The sequence below is a fragment of the Amycolatopsis sp. NPDC050768 genome (assembly GCF_040654155.1).
Taxonomy (GTDB): Bacteria; Actinomycetota; Actinomycetes; order Mycobacteriales; family Pseudonocardiaceae; genus Amycolatopsis.
The window spans coordinates 199027-220554 of sequence record NZ_JBFAHL010000010.1 but is presented as its reverse complement, the minus strand read 5'-3'; the positions used below and the strand labels follow the sequence as shown (position 1 = coordinate 220554).

Annotated in this window: 13 protein-coding genes and 1 pseudogene; 6 read left to right on the top strand and 8 right to left on the bottom strand. The window is 71.1% G+C overall.

Going from position 1 to position 21528, the window contains the following annotated elements; translation table 11 throughout:
- Positions 1–3: 3 nt before the first annotated feature.
- From AB0H62_RS28625 to AB0H62_RS28595, 7 genes are all read right to left on the bottom strand, one after another.
- Positions 4–2685, bottom strand: a complete 2682-nt coding sequence (locus tag AB0H62_RS28625) for a glycoside hydrolase family 38 C-terminal domain-containing protein (protein ID WP_360589323.1) — start codon at positions 2683–2685, stop codon at positions 4–6.
- Complete coding sequence (locus AB0H62_RS28620) at positions 2682–5546, bottom strand: glycoside hydrolase family 2 TIM barrel-domain containing protein (RefSeq protein WP_360589321.1); 2865 nt, start codon at positions 5544–5546, stop codon at positions 2682–2684. The genes AB0H62_RS28625 and AB0H62_RS28620 overlap by 4 nt, the downstream gene beginning before the upstream one ends.
- Before the next feature lie 9 nt (positions 5547–5555).
- A complete protein-coding gene (locus tag AB0H62_RS28615) occupies positions 5556–6380 on the bottom strand; it encodes a carbohydrate ABC transporter permease (protein ID WP_360589319.1) in 825 nt (274 codons plus the stop codon).
- Positions 6377–7348, bottom strand: a complete 972-nt coding sequence (locus tag AB0H62_RS28610; RefSeq protein WP_360589317.1) for a sugar ABC transporter permease — start codon at positions 7346–7348, stop codon at positions 6377–6379. Before AB0H62_RS28610 ends, AB0H62_RS28615 begins: the two co-directional genes overlap by 4 nt.
- Positions 7345–8634, bottom strand: a complete 1290-nt coding sequence (locus AB0H62_RS28605; RefSeq protein ID WP_360589316.1) for an extracellular solute-binding protein — start codon at positions 8632–8634, stop codon at positions 7345–7347. The genes AB0H62_RS28610 and AB0H62_RS28605 overlap by 4 nt, the downstream gene beginning before the upstream one ends.
- A 97-nt stretch (positions 8635–8731) precedes the next feature.
- The gene (locus tag AB0H62_RS28600) at positions 8732–9730 is read right to left on the bottom strand and encodes a LacI family DNA-binding transcriptional regulator (RefSeq protein WP_360589314.1); all 999 of its coding nucleotides are present in this window, start codon (positions 9728–9730) and stop codon (positions 8732–8734) included.
- A gap of 118 nt (positions 9731–9848) precedes the next feature.
- Positions 9849–11246 (bottom strand): amino acid permease, encoded by a 1398-nt coding sequence (locus AB0H62_RS28595; protein ID WP_360589312.1) that lies wholly within the window; start codon positions 11244–11246, stop codon positions 9849–9851.
- Between the two features lie 286 nt (positions 11247–11532).
- On the opposite strand from AB0H62_RS28595, the gene AB0H62_RS28590 reads away from it, so the two are divergent.
- Positions 11533–12471, top strand: a complete 939-nt coding sequence (locus AB0H62_RS28590) for a catalase family peroxidase (RefSeq protein WP_360589310.1) — start codon at positions 11533–11535, stop codon at positions 12469–12471.
- Between the two features lie 12 nt (positions 12472–12483).
- On the opposite strand, the gene AB0H62_RS28585 is transcribed toward AB0H62_RS28590, so the two are convergent.
- Positions 12484–13596: a pyridoxal-phosphate dependent enzyme gene (locus tag AB0H62_RS28585; protein ID WP_360589308.1), complete on the bottom strand. Its 1113-nt coding sequence runs from the start codon at positions 13594–13596 to the stop codon at positions 12484–12486.
- A gap of 160 nt (positions 13597–13756) precedes the next feature.
- Here AB0H62_RS28585 and AB0H62_RS28580 point away from each other — a divergent pair.
- The 5 genes and pseudogenes from AB0H62_RS28580 to ligD all read left to right on the top strand — a co-directional run bounded on the left by AB0H62_RS28580 (position 13757) and on the right by ligD (position 21527).
- Positions 13757–15803 (top strand): annotated as a pseudogene (locus AB0H62_RS28580) (MDR family MFS transporter).
- 158 nt (positions 15804–15961) lie between these two features.
- Positions 15962–17449 carry a hypothetical protein gene (locus AB0H62_RS28575; protein WP_360589307.1) on the top strand — a complete coding sequence of 496 codons (1488 nt, stop codon included), beginning with the start codon at positions 15962–15964 and terminating at the stop codon, positions 17447–17449.
- A gap of 34 nt (positions 17450–17483) precedes the next feature.
- A complete protein-coding gene (locus tag AB0H62_RS28570) occupies positions 17484–19019 on the top strand; it encodes a hypothetical protein (protein ID WP_360589305.1) in 1536 nt (511 codons plus the stop codon).
- Between the two features lie 13 nt (positions 19020–19032).
- Positions 19033–20550, top strand: a complete 1518-nt coding sequence (locus tag AB0H62_RS28565; protein ID WP_360589303.1) for a hypothetical protein — start codon at positions 19033–19035, stop codon at positions 20548–20550.
- A gap of 35 nt (positions 20551–20585) precedes the next feature.
- The gene (gene ligD, locus AB0H62_RS28560) at positions 20586–21527 is read left to right on the top strand and encodes a non-homologous end-joining DNA ligase (RefSeq protein ID WP_220240621.1); all 942 of its coding nucleotides are present in this window, start codon (positions 20586–20588) and stop codon (positions 21525–21527) included.
- Position 21528: the final 1 nt, after the last annotated feature.

The window sequence follows — 21528 nt, the reverse complement described above, 5'->3', positions numbered from 1 at the left end:
GGTTCAGGACAGGCGGAGCGTCGCGATTTCCCACGGTCGCAGGGAAAGCCGCAGCTCTCTGTCGGTCACCGGCACGGTTTCGCCGGGCTTGCCGAGCAGATCCACTCGCTGTGCCGATGTGAAGGATCCGCGCACCACGGCGACGGCCGCCTCAGGGGACTGGGCCACCAGCCGCACCTCCAGCGTGCCCTCGCGACGCCGCAAGCTGGTGAGTACCGCGCCCTCGACCGTGAGCCCGTGCCGGGACGCGGGCGGCGCGTCGGGCGAGCCCGTACCGAGGGTGGCGTGCAGCGGATGGCGGTAGCGCTCGGCCGCGTCGAGCACGGCGCCGGCGCGCCAGTCGCCCGTGTGCGGGAGGACGGCGAGCTGCACGGTGGTGGTGCCGATCTGCTGGGCGAGCGGCGTCGGGATCTGCGGGCCGGCGGGCTCCTCGCGGTACGGGTGGACGTTGCGGCTGAGCCGGCCGCTCGTGCGCAGCACGGTGAGGGCGAGCGCTTCGTCCAGGAGCTCGTACTCGCACGCCTGCGTCAGCAGCAGTCCGGCGCCGCCGGCGTCGGCGAATCCGTGGGCCGGGAACGTCGGGATCGGGTACTCGCTGAAGCCGCCCTCGGCTGTGCGCCCGCGTTCGACGACGGCGAACTGGCCTTCGGCGTGTGAGGTCTGCGCGGCGCGGGCGAGCGGGACGTGGAATCGCACGCGGTGGTCACGTGAGGTGTTGTCGATCGTGAGGTCGAGGCGGACGAACGGTTCACCCGCGCGCAGTTCGACGGCCATCGTCACCGTGCCACGAGAAGTCGACGGGCTGCGCCGATCGCCCGCCCAGTCCATCTCCGCCGGCCACGAGTACGTCCGCTCGACGGTGAACGTCGTGCGCAGCGGCCCCTCGGCGCCCGGTGCCACCCGCACCGAGTCCGGCCGCGTGACCAGGGTGTCGGTGCCGGGCGGGGCGTAGTTGTAGGAATCGCCGCGATCGCCGCCGTCGACGATCCGGCCGACGCCGTCGAGGACAGTGCCGTCGGCCGCGGTGATCCGCAGCGTGCCGTCGTCGCGCACCTCGACCGTCACGAGCCCGTTGCTCAGCGACGGGCCGGCGACGACCGGAGCGGTGACCGAAACAGAGCCCGGCACCACGCGGGCGGTCGTCCAGCCGAGAGCCGGCACGTCGACCAACGCGGTGACCGTCCGCTGCTCTGCCTGGACGATGCGGATCGTCCACGCTCCAGTCGCGCCGGTCACCGCCGCTCGCACGGCTTCGACGTCGAACGGTTCCTCGCCGCCGTGCCGCGCGACGGAGAACTCCAGCAGCCGTGCCGAAGGGTCGCACCGCCAGCCGGTGATCTCACTACCGAACAGCTCGCGCCCGTGGATGCGCGGCAGGAACAGCGGCAGGTCGGGGCCCGCGGCTGCTTCCTCGTGCAGCAACTGTCCGCTGTGTGCCTCCACCTGCGCGGGCAGGCGCGTGCCGTCGGGCAGCTCCAGCGCGACCTCGGCCCACGGCGCTTCCACGTCCAGCGTCACCAGGTCGCGGCGAGCCGCGGGCGTCGGGTTGAGCACCAGCAGCGAATCCCGCGCTACGGAGCGCGCGAGCCGGCCGGCCACGCGGTCGCGCACGGCCTGCCCGAGGTGGCCCGCCTCGCTGATCCGGGCGAACACCTGCGTCGCTGTCTCGTCGACCCCGCAGCCGGTCACGGAGTCGTGCCCCGACGCGTCGACCAGACGCCACCACGCCAGGTCCAGGAACCGCTGCGGCCACTCGGCCGAGAACAGCGCGGCGAACGGCTCGGCGTAGCGCTCCACGAGCCGCTCCGCCCGCGCCATCGCCTGCTTGAGCTGCGGGCGCACCGAAAGGACACCCGGCAGGATGTTGGCCGCCGCGTGGCTGCGCAGCTCACCTTGGACCACCGGCAGCGAAGGGTCCGTGGCGTCGCGCGCGCCGACGTACTCGGCCAGCGTGCTGATCCGCACGTCGACCGACGCCGGGTCGAGCCCGGCGACGAGCTTCACCAGCGAGCCGACGGGCGCGGAGTGGTCGGTGCCGTACATCGCGAGCACGGGGTCGGCGCCGAACGACGGCCGCAGCCGCCGCCCGAGCTCGGCCATGCGGGAGGCGAAGAAGCCGGGGTCGGAGAACACGTAGGCCGCGTTGCCGTAACCGCCGGCCAGGTACTCCACACGCACGGAGCTGCCGTCCGGCGCCGTCCAGCGGAACGCGTGACCTTCCACTCCGGACGGAACCCCGCGCCACACGCACGCGTGCTCGAACCCGGCGGCCGCCAGGATCTGCGGCATCTGCGCGCAATGGCCGAACTCGTCGGGCAGGTAGCCCACGCGCATCGCGCCGCCGAGCTCGGTGGCGCGCGCCCAGCCGAGCTCCAGGTTGCGCACGATGTTCTCGCCCGAGACGAGGAACTCGTCGAGCAGGATCTGCCACGGCCCCACCGCGAGCTGCCCGGACGCGACCAGCGCGGCCACCCGGTCGCGGTTCTCGCCGCGCACCTCCAGGTAGTCGTCGACGGCCGCCATCTGCCCGTCGAGCGTGAACCGGAACCGCGGGTCGGCCTCGGCGTGGTCGAGGAGTTCGTCGAGCAGGTCGACCAGGCGAAGGCGGAACCGCTGGAACGGCTCGTACCACTCACGGTCCCAGTGCGTGTGCGGGACGAGGCGGACCTCGGGCGCACCGGTCATCGGGTGGCTCCTTCGGGCGTGATCGGGGAGAACGTGAGCGTGAGGCTCGCCTTCTGGGCGCGCAGGCGGTAGCGCGGCAGCACGCCGGGCCCGCAGGAGGCGGTGCCGAGTCCGTGCTGGGCCAAGTCGAGGTTGAGGTGCACGAGCTCACCCGGCACGAGGTCGACGGTGTGGCGAGCGGCGTCGAGGTCCTCCGAAGTCCAGCGCCGCGCGGTGAAGTCGAACACCGGCTCGCCCTCGATCCGGAGCCCGGCGCCGCCCACGGATGTCAGGCGCAGCCAGCGCGCGTCGGCGCGGTTGCCGTTCTCCTGCGGGTACACGTACGGCGTCTGCAAAGCGTCCACCGTGGAGGCGAACCGGCCGATCCGCGCCGCCTGACGGCTGTCGGCGTACGCCTCGCCCGGGCCGGCGCCGAACCACTCGACGCCGCCGAACGCGCCTGGCACCGCCATCCGCAGGCCGAGGCGGGGGAGCGTGCAGGGCCACTCGCCGTCCGGCTCCAGCTCGACGCGCAGGCGCAGGCGGTCGCCGTCGGCGGTCCAGTGGTACTCGGCGAGCATGCCGAACCCGAGCCCGGGCGGCGCGACCCGCGTCCGCACGACGAGAGCCGACGCTCGTCCGTCCACTTCGGCCACGCGGTGCTGCAGCCGGTGCAGGCCCGCGGCCCGCCACTGCGCGGCTTCGGGGTCGTCGGAACCCCGGTCGTTGTCGGTCGGCGCGCGCCACAGGTCCAGTCGCGGCCCCTCGACGCGGTGGCCGCCGAGCGCGACGAGCCGGCCGGTGGCGGCGTCGAACGCGCCGGGCCCGAGCCGCAGGAGCCCCCGTTCACGCAGCAGTGGCGCACCCACTGCGGGAGGCACGGGGTCGGCCGCGGGCGTCACGGGCAGCTGCCCCCACGCCACGACGTGGCCCGCGGATGCCCAGCCGGTGTCGGCCGCCAGCACCGCTCGCACGGTGAGCACGCCTTCTCCCGAGGCATCGGGCAGCCGGGGGAGCGGCACGTCGAGGCTCTGTCCGGGGTGGACCTCGGGTACGGCCAGCTCGCCGGCCGCCACCTCGACGCCGTCGTCCTCGAAACTCCAGCGGAACACCAGGTGCGCCGACCCGACCACGTCGTAGTGGTTCGAGATCCGCACCCCCTCGGCGCTCGCGTCGATCCGCACCGGTTCGAAGACCTTCGCGAACTCGGCCAGCGCGGGCGAGGGCGTGCGGTCGGGGTGGACCAGGCCGTCGATCACGAAGTTGCCGTCGTGGATCTGTTCGCCGAAGTCGCCGCCGTACGCGAAGTACTCGCGGCCTCCGGCGTCGCGCTGGGCAAGCCCGTGATCGAGCCACTCCCACACAAACCCGCCTTGCACGTGCGGGTACCGCTCGAACAGCTCGCGGTACTCCAGCAGCCCGCCCGGCCCGTTGCCCATCGCGTGCGCGAACTCGCACAGCAGGAACGGCAGCGACCGGCGGCGTTCGTTGGCGTCGTCGCGGCGGCCGATCCGGTCGACCTCTGCGTGGTCGGCGTACATGCGGCTGTACACGTCCACGTACTCGCACTCGAAGTCGCCTTCGTAGTGCACCGGCCGCGACGTATCGCGCTCCCGCGTCCACGCGGCCGTCGCGGCGAGGTTGCGGCCGGTGTGGGCCTCGTTGCCGAGCGACCACAGCACGATCGACGGGTGGTTCTTGTCGCGCTCGACGGTGCGGCGCATGCGGTCGAGGTAGGCCTCGCCCCAGCGCGGGTCGTCGCTCGGGTTGCCCGCCCAGCCCAGGTCGCCGAAGCCGTGGGTCTCGAGGTCGCACTCGTCGATCACCCACAGTCCGTGGGTGTCGCACAGCTCGAGGAAGTACGGGTCCGGCGGGTAGTGGCTGGTGCGCACCGCGTTCACGTTGTGGCGCTTCATGAGCAGCACGTCGGCCAGCGCGAACTCGCGCGGCAGCGCGCGGCCGAACCGCGGGTGGTGCTCGTGCCGGTTGACTCCGCGGAGCAGCACCCGCCGGCCGTTCACTTTGAGCAGGCCGTCCTCGATCGCCACGGTGCGGAACCCGATCCGCACCGGCACGCGTTCGGCCGCGGTGTGCACCTCACCGTGGTAGAGCCGCGGCGATTCGGCGCTCCAGGGCTCCACGGCGACTTCCACCGGCGAGCCGGCCGGCAGGTTCTCGACGCCGAGCTCGGGCACGCTCAGCAGCACGCCCTCGGCCGCGGTGACCGAGAGCGTGCCGAGGCCGCCGACGTGGTCGTAGTCGGCGTGCAGCTGGTAGTCCTCGACACCACCCGCCGGGCGCGAGAGCAGCGTGACCCCGCGGAAGATGCCCGAGAGCCACCACATGTCCTGGTCCTCGAGGTAGCTGCCCGAGGACCACTGGTGCACGCGCACGGCCAGCACGTTTCCGCGCGCACGCAGCAGGTGGCTCACCTCGAACTCGGTCGGCAGCCGGCTGCCGCGCGTGACGCCGAGCTCCTCGCCGTTGAGCCACACCTTCGCGCACGAGTCGACGCCGTCAAAGCGCAGCACCGCAGGCTCGTCCGGCCAGCCGGCCGGCAGATCGAACGTGAGGCGGTGATCCCCTGTCGGGTTGTCCGAAGGCACCAGCGGCGGCTGCACCGGGAACGGGTAGTGCACGTTGGTGTAGGCCGGTTTCCCGTGTCCCTGCAGCTGCCAGTGGCCCGGCACCGTGAGCGTGTCCCAGCCGCTGTCGTCGAAGTCGTCGCGCGCGATCCCTTCGGGCGCGGCCGCCGGAGAGGGCGAGAGGCGGAACCGCCACGTCCCGGCCAGGCTCACCGACCGCGCGTCCGAAGAGAACGCGGCGCGGGCCAGTAGTGAGCCGTGGCCGGGGGCGGGGTCTTCGACGTACGACGACGACATGGATTCCTTTCAGCCCTTGAGGGCGCCGGCGGCGATGTTGCGGATGAAGTGCCGGGCACCGAAGAGGAACACGATGATCAGCGGCACGATCGCCACGAGTGTCCCGGCCATCACGACGCTGTAGTCCTTCACGTACACGCCCTGCAGCTGCGAGAGCGCCACCTGCAGCGTCACGTGGTTGGAGTCGATCAGCACGACCAGCGGCCACAGGTAGTCGTTCCAGGCGTTGACGAAGGTGAAGATGCCGAGGAACGCGAGCGCCGGGCGCAGCACCGGCAGCCCGACCGACAGGTACGTGCGGAAGAACCCCGCGCCGTCCATCCGTGCCGCTTCCAGCAGCTCGTCCGGGATGGCGCCGCGGGCGTACTGGCGCATCCAGAAGATGCCGAAGGCATTGGCGGCGGCCGGGATGATGAGCGCCTTGAGGTCACCGACCCAGCCGAAGTTCGCCATCAACGTGAACTGCGGGATCGCCGAGAGCTGCGTGGGCACCACGAACGTCGAGAGCAGGATGCCGAAGAGCACGCTGCTGCCCGGGAAGTCGTACTTGGCGAAGGTGAACGCCGCCAGCGAGTCGAAGAACAGCACCAGCAACGTGGTGACCACGGCGACGATCAGCGTGTTGAGCAGCGATCCGAAGAAGTCGATCTTCGCGAACACCTCGCCGATGTTGGCGAACAGGTGCCCGCCGAACGTCAGCCGCGGCGGGGTCGCGTAGATGTCGGCCGTGGTGTTGGACGCCATCACGGCGAGCCAGTAGTAGGGGAAAAGGGTGATCAGGGCGCCGACGATCAGCGCCACCAGCGTCAGCACCCGTGCGCGCCTGGTCGTCATCGGCCGGCTCCCTTGGTCTGGACCTGGCCGCGCTCGGGCCGCATCACGAGCCGCCAGTTGAGGATCGAGAAGAGGACGACGACCACGAAGATGCCCCACGCGATCGCCGCGCCGTAACCGAAGTCGTTGTCCGCGAAGGCCGTGTTGTAGAAGTAGAGGACCATCGTCATGCCCGCGCCGCCCGGGCCGCCGCGGTTGCCGAGCAGCACCTGCGACTCGGTGAAGATCTGCAGCCCGTTGATCGCCGACATCACCACGGAGAACAGCAGCACCGGCCGCAGCAGCGGCAGCGTGATGCGGAAGAACGTCTGCACCGGGCCGGCGCCGTCGATGCGGGCGGCCTCGAACACATCCGGTGGCAACGCTTGCAGCCCGGCCAGGAAGATGATCGCGTTGTAGCCCGTCCAGCGCCAGATGATCATGATCGAGATCGCGCCGCGAATGGCCCACGGGTCGCTCAGCCAATCGACGTTGCCGATGCCGAACAGGCCCAGGAACCAGTTCAGGATCCCGAACTCGTCGGAGAAGATCGAGCCGAACACCAGCGACATCGCCACGATCGAGGTCACGTTCGGCAGGAAGTACGCGACGCGCAGCACACCCTTGTACCGCACCGAAGAGTTGAGGCCGACCGCGATGAGCAGCGCGAGCGCCGTCATCGGGACCGTCGACATCACCCAGATGATCAGAGTGTTGCCGATCGAGTCCCAGAACGTGGTGTCCGACAGCAGGAACGCGAAGTTCTCCAGCCCGACGAACTTCATCGGGCCGACGCCGTCCCAGCGCTGCAGCGCGAGGTAGAGCGAGTACAGCACCGGGTAGACGCCGAAGATCGCGAACAGCACGAAGAACGGCGCGACGGCCAGGTACTGCGGCAGGTAGCGCCACCGTTTGCGGCGGCCGTCGGCGGTGTGGCGGACCGGGGCACGGCGGGCGCCGGCCGTCTCGGCGGGCAGGATCGCGGTCACGAGAGCACCCCCTGGCGGCGCAGCAGGCGTTCCACCGAAGCGCGGGCGTCGCGCCACGCGTCCTCGGGGTCCTTGCCCGCACTCTCCACATTGGTCAGTTCGTCGGTGAACGTGTCGCTGATCGTGATGTCCCACGGGCTGAAGTACACGGGCTGGACCTCCCGCGCGATCTTCGAGAACACGTCCATCGTCACCTGCCCGCCGAAGAACGGCTCGGGTGCGAGCAGCCGCGGGTCGGTGTAGGCCGACGGACTGGGCGGGAAGAGCCCCAGGTCCAGGAACGTCTGCGGCTGGTTCTGCGGCGACTGCAGCCACTTCACGATCTCGAACGCGGCGTGCGGGTCGGGGCAGTACTTCGTGATCGCCAGGAACGAACCGCCCTGGTTGCCCGCGCCGCCGGGTGGCCGGCACACACGCCACTTGCCCGAGGTGCCCGGCGCCGACTCCTTGAGCTCGCCGGTGATCCAGGAGGCGTTGACGAAGCTGAGCTCCTTGCCGCTGTTCCAGGCCGCGTGGCGGTCGATCGACTGGCCGTTGACGCTCTGCGAACCCGCGTACCCGGCGGTCAGGCCCATCCGGAACGCCTGCACGGCCCGGTCCCACGCGCGGCGCACCTGCGACTGGTCGTCGAGGTAGTGGTTGGCCCGGTCGAAGTACTTGCGCGGTTCCTGCGCGAGCGAGTACGTGAACACCGTCTTGGTGTCGGTGATCATGTAACGGCCGGGCAGCTTCTTCTGCACCTGCGCGCTGAACGCGAAGTAGTCGTCCCATGTGGACACGGCCGCGGCGACCTCGTCGGGTTCGCTCGGCAGGCCGGCCTGGGTGAACAGGTCGTGGCGGTAGTACAGCGCGGCCGGGCCGACGTCGACGGGAAACCCGAGCTGGAAGCCGTCGGGGCTGGTGCCCGCCTGCCACTTCCAGGGCAGGTACTCGTCGCGCACACCGGCCGCGCCGAGGCTGTTCAGGTCGACGAAGTGGTCGGTGTCGGCGAAGTAGGTGGCGATGTCGTCGCCGAGCATGGTGAAGTCGGGCAGGTAGGCCTCGCCGGCCAGCGCGGCGAGCAGCCGCTGTTTCAGCTCGCCGCTGACCTGCGAAGGGGTCAGCCTGTCGGCGGCGAACCGCTTCACGGCCTCGCCGAGCACGGCGTCGGACAGGCCGTTCGAGGTGTACCAGAGCGTGATCCGCCCTGGGTTGGCGGTCGTGGGACTGGTGCAGGCAACTGCCCCGAACGCCGCGGCGCCGAGTGCCGCCGCGCCGGTCAGGAACCGTCGTCGAGTCAACGTCATCGGGGACCCTCCGGAGAGCTCCGTGAACGCTCCCGTGAACGTTCACGAATTGCCCGGAAGTGTGCGCGAGGTGCCGTGAGGTGTCAAGCGGAGAGGCTCAGGCGGATTCGCGGACCAGCAGCTCGGCCTGGATCACGAGCTCGTCGGCCGACAGGGGAGTCGCGCCGGTGAGCAGGCGCGCGGCCTGGTCGATCGCGAGGGCGCCCAGCCGGCGCGTGTCGAGGGCGACGCTGGTCAATGCCGGGTCCACGACGGTGCCGAGCTGGAGCCCGTCGAACCCGACCACGGCGAGGTCGTCCGGCACCCGGCGCCCGAGGCGGCGGGCGGCGCGCAGGGCGCCCATGGCGATGATGTCGTTGAAGGTGAACACGGCCGTCACGTCGGGGTGCTCGGCCAGCAGCGCCTCCAGGGCCGCGGCCCCGCCGTCCACCGACTGGGCGGCCCGCTCGACGACCTCGGCTTCGAGCCCGTGCGCGGCGACCGCGGCGGCGAACCAGTCGCGCCGGACGCTCGGCTCGGCGCGGCCCGCGTGGTCGAGCATGCCGATGCGCCGGTGACCGGCTCGCACGAGGTGCGTGATCGCGGCCTGCACGCCGTCCGCGCCCTCGACCCGGATCGAGCTGAACCGGGGCGTGTGGTGTTCGCGGCCGATGAGGACCACGGGGATGCCGCGGGTGAAGCGGTCGAGCTCGTCCTCGGGCCGGCTGAAGTAGCCGACGACGGCGTCGACCTGCGAACCGATCACCTGCAGCGTGCCGAGTTCTTCCTCGGCGCTGTCGGAGGTGTCGTACACGACCACGTGCCAGCCGCGGGCGCGCGCGGCCTCGAGCGCGGCGGCGGCGACCTCGGTGAAGAACGGGTTGAGCAGGTCGGGGATCACGAGCCCGATCGTGGTGGTGTCCTGGCGCACGAGGCCGCGGGCGAACCGGCTCGGCCGGTAGCCGAGCTCACGGGCCGCGTCGAGCACCCGCTGTTTCGTGGTGCCGTCGATCTCGGCCTTGTCGTTGAGCGCCCGCGACACGGTCTGGCGCGACACCCCCGCGCTGCGGGCGACGTCGTGGATCGTCACCTTCCGGGACGTTTCCGACGACACCATCACCGACCTCCCGCCGTGCGACGCGTCCGCGCCGCCGGATCCGAGTATGCCCGCACCGCACACGCCGGGCCGGGAACGGTGCCCGGCCGGGCGTGTGCGGTACGGCCCGGTGCCGGGCTCAGGCGTTGTCGCCGACGCGCGCGCCGCGCCGGCGCGCCACGATCCGCCAGCCGACCGCCAGGACGATCGCGAGCACGGGAATGGAGTAGAACGCGATCTTCTCGGCGCCGTCGGAGAAGCCCATCAGCACGACCACCAGCAGGAGGAACCCGAGCGTGGCCCAGCCGGTGTAGGGCGCGCCCGGCATGCGGTAGCTCGGCCGTTCGACCTCGCCGCGCAGCGCGGCCTGGCGCATCCGGATCTGCGAGTAGATGAGCGTGGCCCACGTGGCCACCACGCCGAGCGACGCCACCGCGATGGCGATGTCGAAGGCCTCCTGCGGCACGATGTAGTTCAGCACCACGCCGAGCACGTAGACGATCGATGTGAACAGGATGCCGCCGTAGGGCACGTGACGGTTGTTCATGCGGCCGACGAACTTCGGCGCCTCGCCGTGGTCGGCCAGCGCCCGCAGGATGCGCCCGGTCGAGTAGAGACCCGAGTTGCACGACGAGAGCGCGGCCGTGAGCACTACGGCGTTCATCACGTCGCCGATGCCGCCGATGCCCAGGCGCGAGAAGACGGTGACGAACGGGCTTTCGCTGCCGCTGTAGAACGACCACGGCATCAGCATCGCCAGCAGCAGCACCGAACCGACGTAGAACACGCCGATGCGCCAGACGACACCGTTGATCGCCTTCGGCAGCACCTTGCGCGCGTCCTTGGTCTCGCCGGCCGCGATGCCGACGACCTCGATCGCGGAGTAGGCGAAGATCACGGCCTGCAGGGTCATGAGCGCGATGCCGATGCCCGCGGGGAAGAAGCCGCCGTGGTCGGTCAGGTTGTGCACACCGGCCGGGGTGCCGCCGATGTCGGCGCCCGCGAACACGAGGCCGATCGCCGTGATCAGGAAGACGACGATCGCGAGCACCTTCACCACGGAGAACCAGAACTCCAGCTCGCCGAACAGCTTCACGCTCACCAGGTTCACGCCGAGCAGCACGCCGAGCGCGACGAGCGCGGTGATCCACTGCGGCACGTCGGGCAGCCACTTGTGCACGTAGATCGCGACGGCGGTGATCTCGGCGATGCCGGTCATCGCCCAGTTCACCCAGTACATCCAGCCGGAGACGAAACCGGCCCACGGCCCGATGAACTTGCGGGCGTAGGTGACGAAACTTCCCGAACTCGGTTCGTGCAGGACGAGCTCACCGAGTGCGCGCATGACGAAATACGCGGCGATGCCGCAGATGGCGTAGGAGAGCACCAGCGACGGGCCGACCTGCTGGAGCTTGCCGCCGGCCCCGAGGAAGAGGCCGACACCGATCGCGCCGCCGATCGCGATCATCTGCACCTGGCGGTTGCCCAGTGCTTTCGTGTAGCTGTCGCCTTCGCCTGCGACCACTGTGGAATCCATGGTTGCGTGACGCTAGCGGTGCGGGCGCGCGTGACCAAGCACACCAAGGAAGACTTAAGGTGTGCGACACCTCACTCGGGGAAAATCCCGTGAAAACGCTCCCTCGATTTGACAGCGGCACCATTCTTCCGGTGACTTGATCAAGGCTTGATTCGCGCGGGCCGGCGATTACGGTGACCGGGATTTCGGAATATCTCTCAGGTTCGCGGGGAACTTCAGGAACACTTCCGTGGCCGGGAGGGTAATGCGGCGGGCGCGCACGCGCGACGGCCGTTACCTTCGCGACATGACCACCGAACTGCCCGCGTCCCAGCTCTCCGTGTCCATCGTGGACGAGATCGAGCAGCTGAAAGGCACCTACCCGGGTTACCGCCGGGCCCACGCCCGGGGCGTCTGCTACGACGCCACTTTCGTCCCGTCCGGCGTCGCCGCCGACCTCACCACGGCGGCGCACCTGCGGGGCGAGCCCGTGCGCGCGACCGTGCGGTTCTCGCACACCGACACCAACCCGCACTTGCCCGACGCCGGCACGGCCGTGCGCGGGCTCGCGGTGAAGTTCCACCTCCCGGGTGGCGGCAACACCGACATCGTCGGCGTGAACCTCGACCGGTTCATCGCCGCGACGCCCGAGGACTTCCTCGCGTTGCTCAAGTCGGCCGAGCCCGACCCGGCCACCGGCGCGCCCGACCTCGGCAAGGTGCAGGCCCACGTCGGCGCGCACCCGAGCGCGGGCCCGGGCCTGTTCACCGCCTCGCAGCTGCCCACGCCGGTCAGCTACGGCACCACCACCTACTGGGCGATCCACGCGTTCTTCTGGCGCGCCGCCGACGGTTCCCTGCGCCCGGTGCGTTACCGCTGGGTGCCCGAGGCCGGCGACCACGTGCTCGCCGCCGGAGAGGGCGGCGACTGGTCGGCCGAGCACCTCACCGGTGAGCTCGGCGAGCGGCTGGCGCGCGGACCGGTCGAGTTCACGCTCAAGGTGCAGCTCGGCGAGCCGGGCGACCCCACGAACGACGCCACGCTGGTCTGGCCCGAGGACCGCACGGAGGTCACGGCCGGCCGGCTGGCGATCACCGCCGAGGTCACCGACCAGAAGCATTGGAACTCCCAGGTCTTCGACCCCACGCTGCTCACCGAGGGCATCGAGCTGTCCGACGACCCGATCCTGGCCGCCCGCAGCGCGATCTACGCGGTCTCCTACGACCGGCGCAGTCACGACCGCTGACCGGGTGCGGGGTCAGATGAGCGTGCTCATCGTGGTGGCCGCCTTCAGCCCCGAGCCGGTGAGGATGACGGCGGTCCTCTCTCCGGGCGCGAGCACGCCGTCGGCGCGGAAGAGGTCGACGGCGGCCGCCGCGGTGGCGCTGGTCGGCTCGGCGTAGAGGCCGATCCGCGGGAGCTCCCGCGCGGCGCGGGCGATCTCGTCCTCGGCGATCGCCACCGTCGCCCCGCCCGAGCGGCGGATCGCGGCGAGCACCTCGGGGAGGCGGACCGGTTCGCGGATGGCGGTGCCCTCGGCGATCGTCGGCGCGAACTGCGTCGGCACGGCACTGTCGGCACCGGCGCGGAAGGCGGCGTCGATCGGCGCGCAGTTCGCGGGCTGCGCGACGAGCAGGCGCGGCCGCTTCGCGATCGCGCCGGAGGCGAGCAGCTCGCCGAACCCCAGGTCGAGGCCGAGGACGATGCTGCCCGCGCCGGCCACGGTCACGACCGTGTCCGGCGCGGTGTACCCGAAGTCCTCCCACAGCTCGTACGCGAGGGTTTTGGTGCCCTGCAGGAAAAACGGGTGCCAGTTGTGGCTCGCGTAGGTGGTTTCACCGGATCGGCGCAGGGCTTCGGCGGCGGTGTCGTCGCGGGTGCCCGGCACGAGGTCCACGGTCGCGCCGTACGCGCGGCTCTGCAGGATCTTCGCGGGCGACGTCGCCTCCGGCGCGAGGATCGTGGCCGCGATGCCCGCGGCGGCCGCGTAGGCCGACACCGAGGAACCGCCGTTGCCGGAGCTGTCTTCGAGGACCTCGCGCACGCCGGCTTGGGCGAGTGCCGAGAGCATGACGCTGCTGCCGCGGTCCTTGAAGCTCCCCGTGGGGCTGAACCACTCGAGCTTGAACCGCGTGTCGTGCCCGCGCCACGGGCGCTCGACCAGCGGCGTGCAGCCCTCGCCGAGCGAGATCGGCCGCAGATCGCCGGGCAGCGCGGCGCGGTAGCGCCACAGCGACCGCGTGGCGGTGTCCACCTGCTCGCGCGTGATGCCCGGCAGCGCTTCCACGGTGAGCGGCGCGCCGTCGTCCCCGCACCAGCGCAGTGCGTCGAGCGGGTAGCGGCGGCCGGAGCGTTCGTCCACGTAGTCCACGAGGGACACTCTGGCCACGCTCACGCGTCCGGTCAATGTGACGGTCGCCGGAGCCTCGGACCTGCCCGGTGTCACCGGAACGAGTGGCTATCCACAGTGGACACCTCGCCCTACGGTGGACCCGCGGGAACGACCGCCGAGCGGGTGACGAGGAGGGCGCATGACGGCCACCGCCGAGGTGACGCAGGAGGAGCCGGCCGCGCTGGGGGCCGGGTTGTCGCGGCGGAAGATCAACGCGGTGTTCGGCGCGGTGCTGCTCGGCATGCTGCTCGCGGCGCTGGACCAGACGATCGTGGGCACCGCGTTGCCCACGATCGTGGGTGACCTCGGCGGGGCGGGGCACCTGTCGTGGGTCGTCACCGCGTACTTGCTGGCCGAGACGATCATGACCGTGGTCGTCGGCAAGCTCGGCGACCTGTTCGGGCGCAAGCTGATGTTCCAGCTGTCCGTCGTGATCTTCGGGGTCGGGTCCTTCTTCTGCGGCTTCGCCGACAGCATGGTGTGGCTCATCGTGTGGCGGGCCGTGCAGGGACTGGGCGGCGGCGGCCTCATGGTGACCTCGACAGCGCTCATCGCCGACGTCGTGCCACTGCGCGAGCGCGGCAAGTACCAAGGCGCGCTCGGCTCGGTGTTCGGCGTGGTGACCGTGGCCGGGCCGATGCTCGGCGGCTTCTTCGTGGACCACCTGTCGTGGCGCTGGGCGTTCTACGTGAACATCCCGCTGGTCGTCGTGGTGCTCATCGTGGCCGCGTCCGCGATGCCCAACGCGCGAGCCGCCCTCAAGCCCGTGATCGACTACCTCGGCATCCTGCTCATCGGCCTCGCCGCCACCGGGCTCGCTCGTCACGAGCTGGGGCGGCACCACGTACGCGTGGGGCTCGCCGACGATCATCGGGATGGCGGTCGGCTCGATCGTGCTGCTCGGGCTGTTCGTGCTGGTGGAGCTCCGGGCGAAAGAACCGATGCTGCCGATGCGGCTGTTCCGGAACCCCGTGTTCACCGTGGCCGGGATCATGAGTTTCGTCGTCGGCTTCGCGATGCTCGGGGCGCTGTCCTACCTGCCCACTTACATGCAGTACGTGCAAGGCGTCTCGGCGACGTCGTCCGGGGTGCGGCTGCTGCCGATGGTGCTGGCATTGCTGTTCGCGTCGATCCTTTCGGGTAACCTCGTGAGCCGCACGGGCCGGTACAAGATCTTCCCGCTGGTGGGCTCCGCCCTGATGACAGCCGGGCTCTACCTGCTCTCGCGCCTCGACCCGGACACCGGGTTCTGGGAGTCGGCGCTGTACATGGCGGTGCTGGGTCTCGGGATCGGCCTCGGCATGCAGGTCCTCACCATCGCGGTGCAGAACACGGTCGACTACCGCGACATCGGCGTCGCCACGTCCGGCGTCACGTTCCTTCGGTCTATCGGCAGCTCGTTCGGCGCGGCGATCTTCGGCACGGTCTACGCCAACCAGCTCGGCCCGAACCTGGCCGGCGCTCTCGCGGCGCACCCCCTGCCACCGGGAGTCGATCCGCGGGCGACGCAGGTGCCGCAGGCGTTGCACCAGCTTCCCCCGACGGTGTCACAGCCCGTGATCGCCGCGTACAGCGATTCACTGCATGTGGTGTTCTTGTCGGCCGCTCCGGTGGGCCTCGTCGCGCTGGCGCTGGCGTTCTTCCTCAAGGAGGTGCCGCTGCGTGACACGTCCAGGGCGGCCGCACCCGATCTCGGCGACGGGTTCGCGATGCCCGAGGCGCGCGACCACGACCGCGAGCTGGAACGGGCCATCGCCACGCTCTTCTTCCGCGAGCGGCGCAAGGTCGCGCCCGCCATCGCGGCGCGCTCCGGTTCCGAGCTCGACCACGGTGGCCTGTGGTGCCTCGTGCAGGTCCACCTGCGTGAACGCCGTGGCGAACCGGCGACGCTCACGGCGATCGGGCAGCACTACGGCGTGCCCCCGCAGGTGCTGGAACCCGCGTTCGCGCGGCTGGAGCTCACCGGGTACCTCAGGTTCTCCGGCGGGAGCTGGGCGCTCACGGAGGCCGGGCGCGAGGAGTTCGGCAAGCTCGTGCGCGCCTGGCGCGACTGGCTGGCCGAGCGGCTCGCCGACTGGGGCACCGGCGACCGCGCCGAGCTCGACGCCGCGATCGGCCGCGTCGCCGCGCGCGTGCTCGACCAGAGTGCTGACGCTGAGCGCACGGGCCGCCACGCGCTGGTCTGAAAAAAACGGGACGTTGCGGGCGGGGCGTTAACATCGCCGGAACGAACACCCCCTACTGTTCCCGGACCATGTCGGTGGATGAGTCAGTGGTCACGATCCCGGAAGACGCGGACAGCCGTGTGGAGCCCCACACCAGCAGTGCCGTACGGTCACGCTCCGTGCGCTTCCGTTGGCTGCCCTGGGCCGCGGCTCTCCTGGGCCTGTTGTCGTTCCTCCTCGTGCGCGGGAGCCTGACCGACGACGGGTACATCACCCTCGCCTACGCGAAGAACCTCGCGCTCCACGGCGAATGGGCGCTGGTGCCGGGCATCACGGCGAACTCGGCGACCTCGCCGCTCGACGTGCTGCTGCTCGGGCTGCTCACGCTCGTCACGCGGGTCAGCGGTGCGGCTCACCCGGTGGTCGCGCTCGGCGCGCTCACCGTGCTCTCGTCCGCCGCCATCGGCTGGGCGTGGCAGCGCCTGGCGCGCTCGTTCGGGCTGGCGACGTGGGTCGGCCTGCTCGGCGTGGTGATCGTGGTCGTGAACCCGTTCCTCCTTTCGGCCACGGGCCTCGAGGTCCTGCTGGTGCCGGCGATCCTCCTGTGGCTCACGGTGTTCGCCGTCGAGGGCCGGCCGGTCCTGTTCGGGGTGTTCGCGGCGCTGACGGTGCTCACCCGCCTCGACCTGGTCGTGTTCGTCCTCATCATCACGTTCGGCACGCGCGCCATCCGACAGCATTTCTGGCGCGCGTTCGGCACGGCCGTGCTGGTCGCCGCGCCGTGGTTCCTGTTCAGCTGGTTCGCGCTCGGCTCGTTCATCCCCGACACCCTGGTCATCAAGCAGGACCAGGAAGGCCTCTTCGGCGCCTGGGGCTACTTCAGCGGCCCGGTGATGTACTTCCTGTACCAGCCGGTGACGGTGATCTTCACGTTCGCCGCGGCGGTCGCGGGTGCCGTGATCCTGCTGGCCTGGCTCGGGCTGCGCTTCGCGCGTCGCTGGGAGGACTTCCCGGCTCTGGCGCCGGTCGTCGGGCTCGGCATGGGCGGTGTCGTCTACTACATCGTGTACTCGACGCTCGGCGTCGGCCCGTACCACTGGTACTACGTGACGCCGACGGCCACGATCGGGTCGTTCGCCGTGCTCATGACCGGCATCTGGCTGGCTGAGTCCGGCCGTCGGCCGGGGCTGCGCAAAGCCGCGCCGCTCACGGCGCTGGGTCTGGCCTGGGTGACCGCGCTCGGCATGGTGTCGATCGACCTCGCGCAGGGCGTGCCGTGGCCCTCGCCGGTCATCTTCGGCAACTGGGCGAGCTCGACCGACTACGCGCGGGTGGGCCGCGAGCTCGGGCAGCGGCTCAACGGCGCGTCGGTGGCGGGGCCGGGGGAGATCGGCACGCTCGCGTACTACTGCGACTGCCAGATCCTCGACGTGTTCTCCGACCGCAGCCAGGTCGCGTCGATCGTGCGCAAGCGGATCGCGGAGGACGGGGCCGTCTCGCGGCTCGGCCTGCGCATCAACTACCACTGGTTCGACCGGAATCAGCCGCCGCGCCAGGTAGACTACCGGCTTCTTTACGGCAAGGGCCCGGCTTCGGGACCCGACTCGTGGACGGTGTACTCGGCCGCCAAGGGCATCGGGCACTTCACGCTGGAGCCCGCGCGCTGAGACCCTGCCCGACCCCTCCCGACGAGGAGTCCGCGTGGCATCGACCAGCACCACCGCACCCGGCGACGTCGAGGACGCCGGACCGGCACCGCGCCGCCACGGCGTGCTCGCGCTCGTGGTCGCCGTGCTCTCGGCCGGCGCGTTCGCGTTGTTCCGCAACCACCTGATCGACGACACCTTCATCACGCTGTCTTATGCCCGCAACCTCGCTTTCCACGGGCACTGGGGCCTGATCGAGCTGGGCACGTCGAACACGGCGACCTCGCCCTTGAGCGTGCTGGTGCTGGCCGGGCTGACGCTGGTGGTGCGCGACGCCGTGGTGGCCGCGGCGATCCTGTACGTGCTGTGCCAGGTCGTGATCGCCGTCGGCCTGGCCCGCCTGGGTGACCGGGCGGGCCTGCCGCAGTGGTTCTCGCCGCTGGCGGTCGCGCTGCTCACCGTGAACCCGCTGCTGATCTCGTCGATCGGGCTCGAGGTCGAGTTCGGCGTGGCGGCGGTGGTGTGCCTGCTGGTGTTCTCGGCCGAGCGGCGGCCGGTGCTCGTCGGCGTGGCCACGGGCGTGCTCGTGCTCATCCGGGTGGACCTGGTGCTGATCGCGATCGTGGTGGTCCTCCTGCGGGTGCGGTTCTGGGCCGGGCTCGGCAAGTCGCTGCTGACGGCGGTGGTCGTCGCGCTGCCGTGGTTCGTGTTCAGCTGGTTCGTGCTCGGGTCCGCGGTGCCGGACACGCTGATCATCAAAACGCTGCAGAAGTCCTGGGGCGCCTACGGGTTCTCGAACGGCCCGGCGCTGTACGAGAGCGTTTTCCCTGGGGCGACGTGGCTTTCGTTCCTCCCGGCGGCGCTGGGCGTGGTCGCTTTCGCCGTCTGGCTCCTCACGCTGGTGCGGCGCGGCCCCGCGGCGAGGACACTGCTGCCGTTCGTGGCGCTGGTGCCGGCCGGGGTCGTGCACTACATGGCGTACTCGCGGCTACACGTACCGCCTTATCACTGGTACTACGCGCCGAGCATCGCCGTGACCACGCTCTTCTTCGCCGCAGCAGTCGCCGCCGTGGCCGGGCGCGCACCGGCGGTGGCCCGCTGGACGGCCGGGGCGCCCGCGGTGCTGGCGGCGGTCGGGCTCGTGGTCGTGAGCGCGGCGTTCTACGCGTGGGGCGGGCTGCCACGGCCGTTCGCGCCGATCATGTCCAACCACACCACCACCGCCGAGTACGAGCGAATCGGGCCGGAGCTGGGCCGGCTCGTCGGTACCGGCACGGTGCGCAGCGGCGGGGAGATCGGGGTGCTCGCATACAGCTGCGGCTGCTCGATCGTGGACCTGTTCGACGACCGCGGCGCGGTCGGCCCGGCGATCGCGCAGCGCGAGGCGACCATGGGCTCGTTCGGCCGCAAGCTCGTCGACCTCAACTTCCACTACTTCGACTACGGCGCGGTGGCCGTGAAGCCCGAGTACGCGCTGGTCCCGACCTCGGTCGGCGCGACCGCGCCGGCAAACGTGCTGGCGCAGTGGCGGATCGCGTCGCCGTGGGCCGGCGAGCAGGTGCTCTACCTCGTGCGCGGCGACGGGACCTGACGTGGGCCGGGCCGTGGCCCCTGGGCGTCTCCCGGCCGAGCCGGGGGAGCCCGCGAGACGCGGCCGTGGCCGGGCGGTGCTGTGGCCGGCCACGGTGGCCGCGGTCTCGGCCGTGGTGTTCCTCGGCGTCAAGGGAAGCCTGATCGACGACTCGTTCATCACGCTCGGGTACGCGCGCAACCTCGCTGAGCACTTCCACTGGGGCCTGGTCGAGGCCGAGACGGCGAACTCGGCGACCTCGCCGTTGAACGTCCTGCTGCTCGCGCTCGGCGGCACGCTCACGCGGGTCGCGGGCGGCCAGGTCCACCCGGTGGCCGGCGCGGGACTCGTGTTCGTGGCGGAGATGACAACCGTGGGCTGGGGGTTCGCGCGCATCACCCGGGCGCTGCGGCTGCCGTTTTTCACGGCTGTGGCGGGGACGGCGGCGATCCTGGTCAACCCGTTCGTTCTGTCGGCGACGGGGCTGGAGGTGCACCTGATTTCGGCGGTGCTGGTCCTGCTCACGGCGTACGCGCTGGAGGGCCGGGCGATCGGGTTCGGCGTGGTGGCCGGGCTCGCGGTGCTGGTGCGGCTGGATCTGGTGGTCTTCGTGGTGCTGTTCGCGCTGGGGGTCGGCGCGCTGCGGCGCCGGCTGCTGCCCGTAGTGGGCGTGGCGCTCGCGGTGTGCCTGCCGTGGTTCGTCTTCAGCTGGTTCGCGCTCGGCTCGGCGATCCCGGACACCTTCCTGATCAAGACGACGCAGGGCGCGTTCGGCGAGTACACCTACGGCAACGGGCCGGAGTACTACCTCGACCCGAAGCGCTGGAAGGCGACGCTGGTGGCGTTCGCCCCGGCTGCCGCCGGGCTGGTGGCGCTGCTCGGCTGGCTGGGGTGGCTCGCGGTGCGCCGGGAACAGGCCGCGCGGTTCGGGCCGGTGGGCGTGCTGGGTGCGGGAGGGTTGGCGTACTACGGCGCGTACTCGCTGCTCGGCGTGCCGCCCTACCAGTGGTACTACGTGGCGCCGATCGTCGCGCTCACCGTGGTGTTCGTGGTCGCAGCCGGTTGGCTGGCCCGCGGCGGCGCGTTCCGGGTGGGCGTGGCGAGCCTGGCGTTGGCGCTCGCGGTGCTGCCGGCCGGATACCTCGACGTGCAGCGCGGGGTGCCCTGGACGGCGCCGCCGATCTTCGGCAACTGGGCCACGGCGGCGGACTACGCCCGCGTCGGCCGGGAAATCGGCGCGCGGGTCGGCGACGCGACGGTGGCGGCCCCGCCCGAGATCGGCACCCTCGCGTACTTCTGCGAATGCGCGATGGTCGACACGTTCGCCGACCAGGGCCGCGTCGTCCCGTTGGTGGCGCAGCGCATCGCGCAGGCGGGACCGGTGGGTGGATTCCTGCTGCGGATGGACTACCACTGGCTCGACACCGCTCGCCGGCCCCGGCCGGTGGACTACCGCCTCGACTGGAGCTGGGCGCCGATCTCCGGGCCGGACACGTGGCACCTGTCCTCACCGGCGACGGGCGACGGCTGGGTGCGGCTCGTGCGGATCTGATCGCGCCCGCGCCCCGCAGCGGTTACCGTCACGGCATGGCGAAAGACTCGGCGGTGGAGGTCGCGGTCGGGGACCGCATGGTGCGCATCTCCAACCCGGACCGGGTGTACTTCCCGGCCCGGGGCGAGACAAAGCTGGACCTGGTGAACTACTACCTGTCGGTGGGCGAGGGCATCGTGCGCGCCCTGCGGGAGCGCCCGTGCATGCTGCACCGGTTCCCTTCGGGCGTCGCGGGGGAGAAGGTGCACCAGAAGCGTGTGCCGAACGGTGCGCCGCCGTGGCTGGAGACCGTGCGGGTGCACTTCCCGCGCTACGGCCGCTACGCCGACGAGCTGTGCGTGACGGAGGCGGCGCACGTCGCGTGGGCGGTGCAGATGTCCACTGTGGAGTTCCACCCGTGGAACTCGCGTCGCGCGGACACGGAAAAGCCCGACGAGTGGCGGATCGACCTCGACCCGATGCCCGACTGTCCCTTCGACACGGTCCGCAGCGTCGCGCACGTCGTCCATGAGGTGCTGGACGAGCTCGGCGCCGTCGGCTGGCCGAAAACCTCCGGCGGGAGCGGGCTGCACGTCTACGTGCGCATCGAACCCCGCTGGGGCTTCGCCGACGTGCGCCGCGCGGCGCTGGCCTTCGCGCGCGAGGTGGAGCGGCGCGCGCCCGACGAGGTCACGACCACGTGGTGGCGCAAGGACCGCGATCCGAAGAAGCTTTTCGTGGACTACAACCAGAACGCGCGTGACCACACGATCGCCAGCGCGTACTCCGTGCGCGGCGTGCCGGAGGGCACCGTGTCGACGCCCATCCGCTGGGACGAGGTCGACGACGTCGAGCCGCGCGAGTGCACCATCGCCACAGTGCCCGCGCGCTTCGCGGAGCTGGGCGACCTACACGCGGGTATCGACGACGCGGTGTTCTCCCTGGAGCCCCTGCTGGAATGGGCCGACCGCGACGGCCTGGAAGCCGATGACTCTTGAT